Below are 14026 nucleotides of genomic sequence, written 5' to 3' on the forward strand. Positions count from 1 at the left end.
GGGCATCAGGGGCGGCGGAGGAACGGGTCATCCCCTGACCCGTCGCCTGCCCGACGGTGCGCAGATGTTTCCGGCACCGGGGGTGGAAGACGTGGCACCCGGCATCCACCACAGCGCCATCTGCCACGCACCGCTGACCATCTTCTGCTGCATGTCGAGCAGGCCGAAGGCCATTGCCATCTGCATCCGGATCACATCGACCGGCGTCATCCTGCCCCCTCCTCTGCCAGAAAACGTTCATCCACCGGCACCTGAAGCGCAGTGGCCAGCGCGTTGGTCTGCGATGCCATCGCGATCACCGCCATCAACTCGCCGTGCTGTGCCGGCGTCATGCCTTTGGCCTGTGCTGCCGCCGTGTGGGAATGGATGCAGTAGCTGCATCCGTTCGTGACCGACACGGCGATGTAGATCATTTCCTTGACCAGCGGGTCGAGTGCGCCGGGCGCCATGACCTGCTGAAGACGCTCCCATGTGGCCTTCAGCAAGGCAGGGTCCGCCGCCAGTGCGCGCCAGAAATGGTTCACATAGTCCGTCTGCCGCCTGGCGCGGATGTCGTCGAAGATGGCGAGGGCTTCCGCCCCCGCCTCCTCGTCCGAAAGGATCGGAACGACCGCCATCAGACAACCGCCATCACGCGGGCCGGGCCCCCGGTGCCGGTCTTGTGCTTGGGCGCGCCGATGAAGACGGTCGCACCGGCAGCGGGCAGACCGTCCAGCCCGGCAAGGTTTTCGATCCCGAAGCGGCCACCCGGCAGCCAGCTGAAATGCACCGCGAAATCGGCAGAGTTGCCCGGATCGAGAGAGAGCGTATCCACCCCGATACAGGCCACGTCGAGGCCCGCGAGCATGTCCGTCGCCGCCTTGGAGAAGCCGGGGAAGGCAAACTTGCCCTCGGGATCATTGCGGTAGGCGGGTTCTCCCACCTTGGCGGCCCAGCCGGAATTCATCGCCACACAGGCGCCTGCGGGGATCGCGCCATTGGCGCTGACATAGGCCTCGATATCTGCGGGCTCCACCATTGCATTCGGGTTTTCCGCAGCCTTCGCCTTGATGTCGATGATGCAGAGCGGGCAGACCAGCCGGTCGGGCGGCAAGTCGGCGACCGAGGTGCCGTCTTCGGTGAAGTGCAGGGGGGCGTCGATATGGGTGCCCGTATGTTCGAAGATCGTGAGTTTCCAGAGCTGGTAACCGGAATCGGCGAATTTCACCGCAGGCTCGTACAGGATGCCGGGATTGCCGTCGAAGGTGGGAAAGGCACCGTCATAGGCGTGGGTCAGGTCCACCACCTTGCCGGAGGCCTGCGCCAGCGCGGGCTTGGCCGTGGTCAGGCCGGAGGCCATAACCGCCGCCGTCGTGGCCGCCGCCCCGGTGAACAGCGCACGACGCGAAAGCATGGAACTTTTCACGGACTCGATCAGACAGGCATCACACATCGGTCAATCCTCTCTCTGCTGGTTTGAGCCGCGCGGCGCTTTCCCCTGCGCCCTGCGCGGCCTCCGCAGCGTTCCATCCGCATCGTCCCTGCGTCAAGCGCGCTTACAGCGGCCCCATCACATGGGCGTTGAAACCATAGACCACCCGATCCCCCGACAGGGGCACAAGCCGAACCTCGCGGCTTTGACCCGGTTCAAAGCGGACGGCCGTGCCGGCAGGAATGTCGAGGCGCTTGCCCAGCGCGGCGTCACGGTCGAAGGCGAGGCCGGGATTTGTTTCGGCAAAGTGGTAATGGCTGCCCACCTGCACCGGGCGGTCGCCGGTATTGGCGACCATGAGCACCGTCACCTCCCCCCCCTCATTGAGGATGATCTCACCTTCCGCCGGAAAGATTTCGCCCGGAATCATCGCGTCCCCCTATCCGAAAATCAGCGAAAGGCCGCCAAGCACCGTGCCGAGGCCCAGCATCCGCAGCACCCCCCGACCGGCAAGCGCGTTCAGCGCAAGCCCGATGCCCAGCCCTGCCATGTGCAGCGCCAGCGTTGCCAGGGCGAAGCCCGCCGCGAAGAGGGCCAGGCCGTCTTGCGGGCCTTCCATGCCATGCGCATGGCCATGGAACAGGCCGAAGGCCGCCACGCCCAGCGCGGCCCAGCCGAGCGGCAGGCGCAGGGCCAGCGCCGCAGCAACGCCCACGAGGATGACAGAGGCAAGGATCATCGGCTCCACCCCGGGCAGGGGAAGGCCGGCATGGCCCATCCCTCCGCCCGCCAGCATTGCCGTCACGAAGGCCAATGGCAGCACCCAGAGCGCCCGCCCGCCCAGCATCGCGGCCCAGAGGCCCACCGCCAGCATGGCAAGGAGATGATCGGTTCCGCCGATGGGATGCCCGGCGCCGGCCAGAAAGCCGGAGCCATGCCCCTCATGCGCCAGAACGGCCGCTGGCAGCGCGGCGAGAACCGCAGAAAGCAACAGAGAAGACCGGATCGCCATGATGGATACCTTTCAACGGATGGGATGGTGGACGGTCACCAGTTTCGTGCCGTCGGGAAAGGTCGCCTCGACCTGCACGGAATGGATCATCTCGGCGATGCCCTCCATGCACTGGTCGCGGGTGATGACATGGGCCCCCGCCTCCATCAGGTCGGCCACCGAGCGGCCGTCGCGTGCGCCCTCGACCACGTAATCGGTGATCAGCGCCACCGCCTCGGGGTGGTTGAGCTTCACCCCGCGCGCCAGACGGTTGCGCGCCACCATGGCGGCGAGACTGATCAGCAGCTTGTCCTTTTCCCGCGGGGTAAGGTTCATCGCCCATTCTCCTGAAACTGCCAGACGCGCGGCAGGACCGCCCCGCGCCGCAAGACCGATAGCGCCCGCGCGATCTGCCGCCGCATCGGCCAGCCGTCGCCTGCCATGAGCCGCAGCACCAGCCGTCCGTCGAAGGCCGAGACGGCGGCGGTGACGCCGGGCTCGTCAAGCACCTGACGCAGGGGCGTGAGCGCATCCGACACAGCCGGTGCGATCATGACGAGGCTGGCAAAGCAGCGCGCGCCGCCAAGCACCGCCCGACCTGCCCCGAGCGCGGCATCGCCCAGCGCCAGCGGCTCCAGATGCAGGATATGCCCGTCGCGCCAGATTTCGCGGCGGTCGCGGAAGGACAGGTGGTGGACCGTCTCGCCCATTGCGTGACGCCCGAGGACCACCGCTTCGAGCGCGAGGCAGCCCGCGCCCTTTGCAAGGTCGATGCGGGTACGACGGTCGAGCGCGGAGCCGTCGAAGAGGATCGTCTCCTGCGGCAGCCAGTCGATCCAGCCTTCGGCGCCGACCTCGATGCCGACCTCGACCCGCGCATTGCCCGAAGCGGCGCGATAGGCCCGTTCTGCCGTCTGGGTCGTCGCGACGGCGCGGACGCCTGCGCCGAGCGCGACGGAATAGGACAGACGATCTCCGCCCGTCAGCCCGCCCGAGGTGTTGAGGAAGACCACTTCCGGCCCGCCCGCGACGCGCGGCAGGATGGCCTTGGCCGAGCCCTGCTGGCGGAGGTCAACCAGGCGGACGATGGCGCCATCCTGACGCAGGCGCACCAGGACTTCGCCGCGGCTGCGCTGCATCGAGGTGGCGGGTATCGCGGTGAGGGCGGTCATGCGCATCGCTTCGGTTGCTGTCCGCCCCATCCAAGGCCCGGCTTGCCGCAGGTTCAACGCAGGGCCGGAGGTGGGGAGGGCAGCACCCCCGGCATCGGGCAGTTGCGCCCGCTTTATGTGCGCAACGATCAATTCCTGTGCAGTCAAGGAAAACCCAAGGCGCAGGGGGTGCTGCGGGGTTTCGGCCGGGTTGGCGGGTCCGGGGATGGTGGAACTTTTCCACAGAAGCTGTCTGGCGTCAGGGCCGATGGCAGAATGTGGCCCGGCAGAACGCTAACCGTGAGTAGAAGAGCCTTTATTTTTGTGGATAACTGCCGTTAACAGGTGGATAACCGGGGTGCATAGGCATTCCGTTTATCGCCGTTGTTCACTGTCCATGTACGTTAGCCTGCATCACAAATGTTTGTATGCAGAACAGGGACAATTCGAGAATGAACCGCATGAGCATGAGGGAATTCCCGAAGACCGCCATGAATCGGAAGGCCAGCGACGTCTATGAGGCGGCGTCTGTCGGGCCTGTCAGCCTGTCGGAACATGGCACCTCGCGTTTCGTCATCATGTCGCGCAGATATTATGACGAACATTTCGGACGTGGCACAGCCACCGTGCCGGTCGATCCGCTGAAACCGAGTATCGAGCAGGTGAAGATCGAGAATGTCGATCTCACGGATGAGGAGGCACAGCCTCTGGTTGAAGAGCTGGAACGCCTGATCGGCGCGAAGGAATGGGGCTAAGCCTCTGAAATAATTGTTTTTTATTGTTTCGGCCCGGCCGCAGCCGGGCTTTTTCGATCAGCTTGACAGGTAGTCGCGCAGCACCGCCCGCACGCCCCTCGCGCCCAGATCGGCCAGATAGGCCGCAAAGGCCGCCTGGACCGTCGGATCGCGGCCAACGGCGCCGTAGATGTCTGCCATTCCGAGCCAGGCCATGGGATCGGCCGTCGCGGCCCGCGCGGCGGCTTGCAGCCTGTCCCAGTTCGGATCGTTCGGCTCGATAACCTTGCCCGCATCCGAAAGCCCCATGCAGTAGCGGCACCAGAGCGCGGATTCGAGGATCAGCCCGCGCGGCAGATGACCCCGCGCCAGATTGTCGGCGATGGAGGGGATGATGAACTTCGGCTGGCGGTTCGATCCGTCAAGGCAGAGCCGGCGTTCGGTATCGGCAACCTCGGGGTTGGAAAAGCGGTCGCGGATCAGGGCGTAATAGGCGGCGAGGTCGGTGTTCGGCACGGGCGGGACGATGGGGATGATCTCGTCGCGTTCCACCTTGTCGAGGAAGCCGGAAATCAGCGGTTCGGCCATCGCCTCGTGCACATATTCGATATCGAGAAGCCCGCCGGGATAGGCGATGATCGCATGACCGCCATTCAGGATGCGGATCTTCATCATCTCATACGCATGGACATGGTCGGTGAAGGTGACGCCGACCTGTTCCAGCGGCGGGCGGCCTGCGGGGAAGTGGTCTTCCAGAACCCATTGGCGGAAGGGTTCGCAGGTGACGGGGACCGGATCGTCGCCCAGCCCGAAAGCCGCCGCCATCGCGCGTTCGCGCGGGCCAGTGGCGGGGGTGATGCGGTCCACCATGCCGTTGGGGAAGGCGACCTGCGCCTCGACCCAATCGGCGAGCGCGGGGTCGGAGAGGCGGGCAAGGCCCGCCACGGCGGCGCGGGTGACATGGCCGTTGCCGGGAAGGTTGTCGCAGGACATGACGGTGAAAGGCGCGATGCCCTTGGCGCGACGGGCCTTGAGCGCGGCGAGGATCGCGCCGAAGGCGGTGGCGGGGCGGTCCGGGCTGTTCGCATCGGCGCGGATATCGGGATGGGTGGGATCGAACCGCCCGGTGGCGGGATCGACGTAATAGCCGCCTTCCGTGACGGTGAGCGAGACGATCCGGATTTCGGGCCGTGTCATGGCGGCGATGAGGGCGGCATTGTCGGGCTGCACCTCGATGAAATCCACCATCGCGCCGATGCGGCGGGCGGTCTTTCCCGCCGGGTCAAGCTCGATCACGGTAGAGAGGCAATCCTGCGCCTTGAGCGCGTCGCGCATCCGGGCATCGGGCGCGCGGACACCTGCGCCGAGGATGGCCCAGTCCAGCGCCTCGCCCCGCGCGAAGAGATCATCCAGATAGACGGCCATATGGGCGCGGTGGAAATTGCCCAGCCCGATATGGACGATGCCAGGTGTCAGGCGGCGGCGATCATAGGCGGGAAGCGTGTAGGCGGGGGCGTCGGTCATGGCTGGCCTCGGGTCGGTGGGGCGAACCCCGGTGCCAAGGCTGCGGCAGCGGGGTTAACGGGATGTAGAGGGCGCGGGCGCAGACGGGGCATGGTCAGGCCATCCAGTTGCCGCCATCGACGCCGAAGCATTGGGCGACGATGTATTTCGCCTCTGCCGTCGCAAGGAAGATCGCCATGCCGGTCAGATCGGCGGCGGTGCCCATGCGGCCGAAGGGGACGGCGGCCCCCACCTCGCGCTTTTTCTGGCCGGGGGGTTTGCCCTCATACTTGGCGAAGAAGGCATCGACTCCGTCCCAATGTTCGCCATCCACCACGCCGGGGGCGATGGCGTTGACGTTGATGCCGTGGGAAATCAGGTTGAGGCCTGCCGATTGGGTGAAGCTGATGACGGCGGCCTTGGTGGCGCAATAGACGGCGACAAGGCTTTCGCCGCGACGTCCGGCCTGGCTGGCCATGTTGATGATGGTGCCGCCCTGCCCCCGGTCGATCATGTGGCGCGCGGCGGCCTGGGTGCAGAAGATGGTGCCTGCGACATTGACCGCGAAGAGGCGGTCGTAATCGGCGCGGGTGATTTCCGCGATGGGGGCGGCCGAGAAGAGGGCCGCGTTGTTGATGAGGATGTCGAGATGGCCAAGCTGCGCGATGGCGGTGGCGAAGCCTGCGTCGATGCTGGTCTGGCTGGTCACGTCCATCTGCACGGCCACGGCCTGCGGGCCGAGGGAGGCTGCGGCCTGCGCCACGGCTTCGGCATTGATGTCGGCCAGCGCCACGCGCGCGCCTTCGGCGATATAGGCGCGGGCGAATTCCAGGCCGATGCCGCGGGCGGCCCCGGTGATGAGCGCGGTCTTTCCTTGCAGCCTCATGCCAGTGCCTTTCCGGATGCGTCGAAGCGGTGGATCTTGCCGACCTGCGGGGCGAGGGCAATGCTGTCACCATGGCGCAGCGCGACCTCGCCACCGGCGCGGACGGTGAGGGTTTCGCCGGTGTCGAGCGCGACCTTGAGGAAGGTGTCGGAGCCCAGATGTTCGCTGAGGCCGACGGTGCCCTGCCAGGGGCCGCCCGCGCCGATCTCCAGATGTTCGGGGCGGATGCCGATGGTGGCGGCGCCGTGCTTTGCCGCCTCGGCCCCCGCGAGGAAGTTCATCTTCGGGCTGCCGATGAAGCCCGCGACAAACAGGTTCTGCGGGCGGTGGTAGAGGTCCAGCGGCGATCCCACCTGTTCGATCCGGCCTGCGTTCAGGACCACGATCTTGTCGGCCATGGTCATGGCTTCGACCTGATCGTGGGTCACGTAGATCATGGTGGTTTTCAGCGATTGGTGAAGTTCGGTGATCTCCTGCCGCATGCCCACGCGCAGGGCCGCGTCGAGGTTGGAAAGCGGTTCGTCGAAGAGGAAGGCCGCCGGTTCGCGCACGATGGCGCGGCCGATGGCGACGCGCTGGCGCTGGCCGCCGGAGAGTTGCCCCGGGCGGCGGTCGAGATAGGAGGTGAGGTTGAGCACCTTGGCCGCGCGTTCCACGCGGGCGGCCTGTTCGGTTTCCGACATGCCGGCCATCTTGAGCGGGAAGGCGATGTTCTTCCTGACCGTCATATGGGGGTAGAGGGCGTAGGACTGGAAGACCATGGCCAGCCCCCGCTTGGCAGGCGGCAGGTGGGTGGCGTCCTTGCCGTCGATGGCGATGGTGCCCGAGGTCGTGTCCTCCAGCCCCGCGATCAGGCGCAGGAGGGTGGATTTCCCACAGCCTGAGGGGCCAACGAAGACGACGAATTCGCCATCCTCGATCATCAGGTCGATGCCGGGGATGACATCCACCTCGCCGAAGGATTTGCGGACCTGTGTGAGCTGGATCTGTCCCATGTCTTCCTCACTTCACCGCGCCGAAGGTCAGGCCGCGGACGAGTTGCTTCTGGCTGAACCAGCCAAGGATCAGGATCGGCAGGATGGCCATGGCGCTGGCTGCCGAGAGTTTCGCGTAGAAAAGGCCCTGCGGGGCCGAGAAGCTGGCGATGAAGGCCGAAAGCGGCGCGGCCTTGGTCGTGGTCAGGGTGATGGTCCAGAACGCCTCGTTCCAGGCGAGGATGATGTTGAGGAGCATGGTCGAGGCGATGCCCGGCAGGGCCATGGGCGTGAGGACATAGACGATCTCGTTCCAGAGGTTGGCCCCGTCCATCCGCGCGGCTTCGAGGATTTCGGCCGGGATTTCCTTGAAATAGGTGTAAAGCATCCAGATGATGATCGGCAGGTTCATCAGCATCAGCGCGAGGATGAGGCCGAGCCGCGTGTCGAAGAGACCGATGCGCTGGAACACCAGATAGAGCGGGATCAGGACGGCCACGGCGGGCATCATCTTGGTGGACAGCATCCACATCAGAAGGTCCTTCGTCCGCCTGCCCGGCACGAAGGCCATGGACCAGGCGGCGGGGATCGCGATGGCGAGGCCCAAAAGGGTGGAGCCGATGGAGATGAAGACGGAGTTCCAGAAGAAGCGGGGGTAGTCGGAGCGCTGCCAGACCTCGGCGTAGTTTTCCAGCGTCCAGTCGGCCGTGAAGAGCTGCGGCGGCATGGCGACGGCGGAGGCTTCGGTCTTGAAGCTGGTCAGGATCATCCAGAGGACGGGGAAGAAGATCGTCAGCGCGACGCCCCAGGCGGCGAGCGTGGCGATCAGGCGACGGCGGGGGGATTGGGCGCGGGCCATGGTCGGTTCCCCTCAATTGTCCAGATGCCGCCCGATGCCGCGCATCAGGAAATAGGCCACGATATTGGCAAGGATGACGGCGATGATGCCCCCGGCGGCGGCGCGACCGATATCCTTGGCCACGATCGCCTGTTTGAAGATCATGTAGGGCAGCGTGGTGGAGGCGGAGCCGGGGCCGCCTTGGGTGGTGGTGAAGATCTCGCCGAAGATGCCAAGAAGGAAGATGGTCTGGATCAGGATGACGACGGTGATCGCCCGCGTCAGATGCGGCAGGATGATGTAGCGGAAGCGGTTGACGGGGGTGGCGCCGTCCATCTCGGCGGCCTCAAGCTGTTCGGACGACAGCGATTGCAGCGCGGTGAGGAAGATCAGCGTGGCGAAGGGCAGCCATTCCCAGGACACGATGCCGATGACGGACCAGAGGGGGTAATCTTCCAGAAACAGGATAGGTTGCATCCCGAAGCCCCGCGCAAGGGCCGAGAAAAGGCCGTTCTGCGGATGCATGAAGAGGTTTTCCCAGATCGAGGCCGCCACAGGGGGCATCACGAAGAAGGGCGAGATGACGAGGATGCGCAGCATCCCCTGCCCTTTCACCGGCTGGTCGATCAGCAGCGCGATCAGCACGCCGAGGATGACGGTGATGACCAGAACCCCGCCCACCAGCGCCAGCGTGTTGAAGAGCGCAAGCCAGAAATCGGGCGCGTTGAAGAACCACAGATAGTTGTTGAAGCCCACCCATCCCGTCCGGTCCGGCGTGAGCAGCCGGTAGAGGCGAAAGGAGAAGTAGAGTGTCATGGCCAGCGGCACGATCATCCAGATGAAGAGGACGATCACCGAGGGCGCCACCATCAGGCGCGCGGCGAGACGGGTGGACTGCGTGGACATGGGCGGTCTCCGGTTTCGGGGCGCGGGAAGGAGGTCGGGCCAGAGGGCGCGGACCTTGCGGCAGGGAAAGGGTAACCCCTGCTTAACCTTCAGGACAGACGACTGAAATCTTTTGGAAAACACGGGGCCGGCCCGAAGGCCGACCCCGGCCGGGAGGATTACTGGATGTAACCCGAGGCCTTCATTTCCTCGGTCACCGCGGCCTGCGCCTCGGCCAGCGCCTCATCCGCCGTTTTCTGGCCGGCAAGGGCCGCCGAGAAGATTTCGCCAACCGTCGTGCCGATGCCCTGGAATTCCGGGATGGCGACGAACTGCACGCCGACATAGGGCACCGGCTTGACCGTCGGATTGTTCGGGTCAGCCGCGTTGATGCTGTCGAGCGTCATCTTGGCGAAGGGCACTGCGGCATATTCCGGGTTCTCGTAAAGCGAGGTCCGGGTGCCCGGAGGCACGTTGGCCCAGCCTTCCTTGGAGGCGACGAGTTCCAGATATTCCTTGGAGGTCGCCCAGTTCACGAAGGCCTTGGCCGCATCCTGCGCATCCGACGAGGACGGGATGGCCAGCGACCAGGCCCAGAGCCAGTTGCCGCGCTTGCCGAGGCCGTTGTCGGGGGCCAGCGCGAAGCCGACCTTGTCGGCCACGGTCGAATCCGCGCCGGTGACGAAGGAGGCCGCGACGGTGGCGTCGATCCACATGCCGCACTTGCCCTGCTGGAACAGGGTCAGGTTTTCGTTGAACCCGTTGTTCGAGGCACCCGGGGGGCCATACTGGTTCATCAGGTTCAGGTAGAAGTCGAGCGTGGCCTTCCATTCCGGCTGGTCGAACTGGGGGTTCCAGTTTTCGTCGAACCAGCGCGCGCCGAAGGAGTTGGACATGGCAGTCAGGAAGGCCATGTTTTCGCCCCAGCCGGCCTTACCGCGCAGGCAGACGCCGTTGATTTCGGCATCGCGGTTGGTCATCGCGGCGGCGGCCTTTTCGATATCGGCCCAGGTCGGCGCGTCGGGCATCGTGAGGCCCGCGGCTTCCATCAGGTCCTTGCGATACATGACCATGGAGCTTTCGCCGTAGAAGGGCGCGGCATAAAGGTTGCCGTCCACGGTCAGGCCGCCGCGGATGGCGGGGAGAAGATCATCCACGTCATATTCGGCGGGCAGGTCGTTCAGCGAGACGAGCCAGCCCTGCTTGCCCCAGATCGGAACCTCGTAGGTGCCGATGGTCAGCACGTCATACTGGCCGCCGCCGGTGGCGATGTCGGTGGTCACGTTCTGGCGCAGGACGTTCTCTTCCAGCGTGACCCATTCGACCTTGATGTCGGGGTGCTTGGCATAGAAGTCGTCCATCAGGCCCTGCATGCGGATCATGTCGCCGTTGTTCACGGTGGCCACGGTGATGGTGGTTTCGGCCATGGCCGCCCCGGTCAGGGCAAGCGCGGCCGTCGCGCCGAGAAGCGCGCGCAGCGAAAGTGTCATTGGTTCCCTCCCATAGAAGCGACTGAGCATTTCATCGCTTAATGAGCAATTACCCACATCTTGCGGGGCTGCGTCAAGTCTGTTCCTGCGCGGAATTGCACCCTTTCGGCATAAAAACCGCGTGAAACTTCATCGCTTCGGGAATGAACAGGGTGATGCGGCCGGATTGACGGCCGGTTAACACAGCGGTTGCCGGATGCCGCGCTGCGGTATCAGCGGTGCAGCAGAATCGCCCGGGCGGTGGCTTCGTCGGTGACGATGCCGTTCAGGATGCCCGCCCCGAGCGCCGCACGGATCGCGGATATCTTGGAGGGTCCGGCGGCAACGCCGATGGCCGGGCGGGCGAGGCGCGGCTCGACCCGAACCCCGCCGTTGCGTGTATTCTCGGGCTTTTCCAGATAGTTGCCTTCGGCATCGAAGACCCAGCCCGCAACCTCGCCCACGGCGCCGCGGCGTTGCAGGGCGGTGAGTTCGGCGCGGGTGATGAAGCCGTCGGCGAGAAGCGGCGCGTCGTCGCCCATCTGGCCCACGCCGACGAAGATGACATCGGCGCGTTGGGCCAGTTCGCGGACGCGGGCGATGGGGCCGAGGGCGGTGAAGGCGGCAAACTCTTCCACCGTCGAGGAAATCACCGGCATGGCCATGGGATAGTGCGGGGCGCGGACCTTGTCGGCGATGCGCATGATGACATCGAAGAAGGAGGCGGAGCCGTCAGGGGCGATGTTGCCGATCATCGAGACGAGGCGGTGCTGGGGGGCGTCCATCGTCGTCATCGCATCCACCATCCCCCGCAGGGCGCGGCCCGTGCCGAGGGCGATCACCAGGGGATCGGGCATGGCGAGGAAGCGTTCCAGTTCCCGCGCGGCAGAGGGCGCGATGGCGCGGACGGCATCGGCGCCGGGGCCGAGGCCCGGGGCGACGCGGGCGCGGATCAGGTCGAAACGGTCGGTAAGTGCCTGTTCCAGTTCAAGACAGGCGGCAATGGGATGTTCGATGCGGACATGGATCAGGCCTTCGGCCATGGCGCGGCTGACGAGGCGTTGGGCGCGTTGGCGGCTGACGCCGAGTTCGCGGGCGATCTGGTCCTGCGTCATGCCGGCGACGTAGTAGAGCCAGCCCGCGCGGGCGGCCTCGTCGCTCTGGCTGGGTTCGGCATCGTGCAGGGTCATGGCGTCACTCGTTGGGCGGCGAACAGGGCCGGATGCGCGGCGCGCAGGGCGGCGAAGCTGTCGAATGTCGCCTCAGGAATGGCATCCTCGGGCGGGGTGAGGTCAAGCCCCTTCAGATGACTGCCCCCGGTGAAGTGCCAGACGCGCATCCCGGCGGCAAGGCCCGCGCGGATGCCGTTGAGGCTGTCTTCCAGCACGATGCAGGCGGCGGGGTCGGCTCCCATGCGGGCGGCGGCATGGAGGAAGAGATCGGGCGCGGGCTTGCCACGGGCGACTTCGGAGGCGGTGAAGGCGAGGCCATCGAAGAAGGCGGAAAGCCCCGTGATTTCAAGGGATTTCCGCATGCGTTCGGGGCTGGAGGAGGTGGCGAGGCAATAGGGGATGGCCATGGCGCGGAGCGTGGCGACCACGCCCGGCATCACGGTGAGGTCGCGTTCGAAGGCGGCGAGGAGGCGGGCGCGGTAATCGGCTTCGAAGCGGTCGGGAAGCTGCACGCCCCAGCGGTCGCGCACCTCTTGCAGGACGACCGGGTAGGAGCGGCCCAGGAAATGGCGGCTGACGAAGGCCATGTCCATCTCGACCCCGTAGCCCTTGAGTTCGGCGATGAGCTGGCGGGCGGAGATGACTTCGCTGTCGATCAGGACGCCGTCACAATCGAAGATGAGGAGCTGCGGGGTGGTCATGGGGGGAGAGTGGGGCGGGGTGGAGGGGCTGTCAACGGGGCTGTGGGGGCGGCGGGCAAGGGATTGGGAACGCTGGATTAATTCCGGGGAAGGGCGGAAAATGGCTGTGCCGCATGTTGTGCCGCATTCTGTGCAGCAAACTGTGGCCACGCGCGGTGGGGAAAGTGGGCGTTAACCAGCGGATGCCGCCGGGAATCGGGCCGGGGCCATAGCTTTGGGTTATGGCCTTGCGCCGGGTGATACGTGGGGTGGCGGAATTTGGCGCAAATTCCGCGCCGGTTTCTGACGCAGAAACCGGGGGGCAAGCGTCGGCGCAACGGGGAGAGGCGGAATTTGCGTCAAATTCCGTCGCGGTTCCTGCGTCAGGAACCGCTATCCCTGCGCGGCCAGCAGCGCCTCGATTTCGGCCCGCGAGGGCATGGCGGGGGCGGTGCCGGGGCGGGTGACGGAAATGCCTGCCGTGGCGCAGCCGAAGCGCACCGCATCGACCACGTCGCGGCCTTCGGTGAGTGCTACGGCGAAGCCGCCGTTGAAGGCATCCCCTGCCCCGGTCGTATCCACCACCTTGCCCGCGCTGATGACCGGCACATGGACCGACCGTGTCCGGTCGCGATAAAGCGCGCCCCTTTCGCCCAGCGTGATGAGGCAGGCCCCGACCCCGCGTGCAAGCAGCGCGTCGGCGGCGGCCTCGGCCTCGGCGATGGTGGTGACGGGCAGGCCCGTCAGGCTTTCGGTTTCCGACTCGTTCGGGGTGACGATGTCGCAAAGCGCGAGGAGGTCGTCCTCCAGCGGCGCGGCGGGGGCGGGGTTGAGGATGGTGCGCACGCCTGCGGCGCGGGCGATTTCCAGCGCGCGCTTGGCCGCGGGGATGGGCTGTTCAAGCTGGGTGATGAAGACCTTGGCGCCTTCGATCAGGGCGCGGCTGGCCTCGACATCCGCAACCGATATCCGGCCTGCCGCCCCTGCGGCCACGATGATGGCATTGTTGCCGGTGGCATTCTCGATGAAGATATAGGCCGCGCCCGTGTAGCTTTCGGCATCTTCGGTGACATGGGGCATGACCCCGGCCTTGGCCCAGGTGGCCCGCGCGATATCGGCAAAGGCATCCTTGCCGAGGCGGGTGATGATGCTGGTCTTCCCCCCGGCCATCGCGGCGGCGACGGATTGGTTGGACCCCTTGCCGCCGGGGCCGAGGATGAAGGAGGTGCCAAGGATGGTTTCCCCCATCTTCGGCTGCCGGTCGGCGCGATAGGCGGTGTCGGCCACGAAGATGCCGAGGATGACGATGTCGGACATGGGTCTGTTTCCCTG

Annotated in this window: 17 protein-coding genes; 1 reads left to right on the top strand and 16 read right to left on the bottom strand. The window is 66.0% G+C overall.

What is annotated here, in order from left to right:
* Positions 1-27: 27 nt before the first annotated feature.
* From C0V75_RS10840 to C0V75_RS10870, 7 genes are all read right to left on the bottom strand, one after another.
* Entirely contained in the window at positions 28-210 is a 183-nt protein-coding gene (locus C0V75_RS10840; protein WP_101920958.1) for a hypothetical protein, read from the bottom strand.
* Positions 207-617 (bottom strand): carboxymuconolactone decarboxylase family protein, encoded by a 411-nt coding sequence (locus C0V75_RS10845; RefSeq protein WP_101920959.1) that lies wholly within the window; start codon positions 615-617, stop codon positions 207-209. Before C0V75_RS10845 ends, C0V75_RS10840 begins: the two co-directional genes overlap by 4 nt.
* Positions 617-1432, bottom strand: coding sequence for a cyclase family protein (locus C0V75_RS10850; protein ID WP_101920960.1), 816 nt, complete (start codon positions 1430-1432; stop codon positions 617-619). Before C0V75_RS10850 ends, C0V75_RS10845 begins: the two co-directional genes overlap by 1 nt.
* Before the next feature lie 103 nt (positions 1433-1535).
* Entirely contained in the window at positions 1536-1841 is a 306-nt protein-coding gene (locus tag C0V75_RS10855; protein ID WP_101920961.1) for an urease subunit beta, read from the bottom strand.
* A gap of 9 nt (positions 1842-1850) precedes the next feature.
* The gene (locus tag C0V75_RS10860) at positions 1851-2423 is read right to left on the bottom strand and encodes a HupE/UreJ family protein (RefSeq protein ID WP_101920962.1); all 573 of its coding nucleotides are present in this window, start codon (positions 2421-2423) and stop codon (positions 1851-1853) included.
* 12 nt (positions 2424-2435) lie between these two features.
* A complete protein-coding gene (locus C0V75_RS10865; protein WP_101920963.1) occupies positions 2436-2738 on the bottom strand; it encodes an urease subunit gamma in 303 nt (100 codons plus the stop codon).
* The gene (locus C0V75_RS10870) at positions 2735-3574 is read right to left on the bottom strand and encodes an urease accessory protein UreD (protein ID WP_101921285.1); all 840 of its coding nucleotides are present in this window, start codon (positions 3572-3574) and stop codon (positions 2735-2737) included. Before C0V75_RS10870 ends, C0V75_RS10865 begins: the two co-directional genes overlap by 4 nt.
* A gap of 470 nt (positions 3575-4044) precedes the next feature.
* Here C0V75_RS10870 and C0V75_RS10875 point away from each other — a divergent pair, with 470 nt between their 5' ends.
* Positions 4045-4308: a hypothetical protein gene (locus C0V75_RS10875; RefSeq protein ID WP_158241826.1), complete on the top strand. Its 264-nt coding sequence runs from the start codon at positions 4045-4047 to the stop codon at positions 4306-4308.
* Positions 4309-4365: 57 nt separating this feature from the next.
* Here the strand turns inward: C0V75_RS10875 and C0V75_RS10880 are convergent, their stop codons facing one another.
* The 9 genes from C0V75_RS10880 to rbsK form a co-directional block, all read right to left on the bottom strand.
* Positions 4366-5811, bottom strand: coding sequence for a mannitol dehydrogenase family protein (locus C0V75_RS10880; RefSeq protein ID WP_101920965.1), 1446 nt, complete (start codon positions 5809-5811; stop codon positions 4366-4368).
* A gap of 94 nt (positions 5812-5905) precedes the next feature.
* The gene (locus C0V75_RS10885) at positions 5906-6676 is read right to left on the bottom strand and encodes an L-iditol 2-dehydrogenase (RefSeq protein ID WP_101920966.1); all 771 of its coding nucleotides are present in this window, start codon (positions 6674-6676) and stop codon (positions 5906-5908) included.
* Positions 6673-7671, bottom strand: coding sequence for an ABC transporter ATP-binding protein (locus C0V75_RS10890; protein ID WP_101920967.1), 999 nt, complete (start codon positions 7669-7671; stop codon positions 6673-6675). Before C0V75_RS10890 ends, C0V75_RS10885 begins: the two co-directional genes overlap by 4 nt.
* 7 nt (positions 7672-7678) lie before the next feature.
* Positions 7679-8509, bottom strand: a complete 831-nt coding sequence (locus C0V75_RS10895; protein WP_101920968.1) for a carbohydrate ABC transporter permease — start codon at positions 8507-8509, stop codon at positions 7679-7681.
* A gap of 12 nt (positions 8510-8521) precedes the next feature.
* Entirely contained in the window at positions 8522-9394 is an 873-nt protein-coding gene (locus C0V75_RS10900; RefSeq protein ID WP_101920969.1) for a carbohydrate ABC transporter permease, read from the bottom strand.
* Positions 9395-9552: 158 nt separating this feature from the next.
* The gene (locus C0V75_RS10905; RefSeq protein ID WP_101920970.1) at positions 9553-10863 is read right to left on the bottom strand and encodes a sugar ABC transporter substrate-binding protein; all 1311 of its coding nucleotides are present in this window, start codon (positions 10861-10863) and stop codon (positions 9553-9555) included.
* 212 nt (positions 10864-11075) lie between these two features.
* Positions 11076-12032, bottom strand: coding sequence for a sugar-binding transcriptional regulator (locus tag C0V75_RS10910; protein WP_101920971.1), 957 nt, complete (start codon positions 12030-12032; stop codon positions 11076-11078).
* The gene (locus tag C0V75_RS10915) at positions 12029-12715 is read right to left on the bottom strand and encodes an HAD family phosphatase (RefSeq protein WP_101920972.1); all 687 of its coding nucleotides are present in this window, start codon (positions 12713-12715) and stop codon (positions 12029-12031) included. Before C0V75_RS10915 ends, C0V75_RS10910 begins: the two co-directional genes overlap by 4 nt.
* Positions 12716-13087: 372 nt before the next feature.
* Positions 13088-14011: a ribokinase gene (gene rbsK / locus C0V75_RS10920; RefSeq protein WP_101920973.1), complete on the bottom strand. Its 924-nt coding sequence runs from the start codon at positions 14009-14011 to the stop codon at positions 13088-13090.
* Positions 14012-14026 lie beyond the last annotated feature (15 nt).

It is taken from the genome of Tabrizicola sp. TH137 (genome assembly GCF_002855575.1).
Classification (GTDB): Bacteria; Pseudomonadota; Alphaproteobacteria; order Rhodobacterales; family Rhodobacteraceae; genus Paragemmobacter.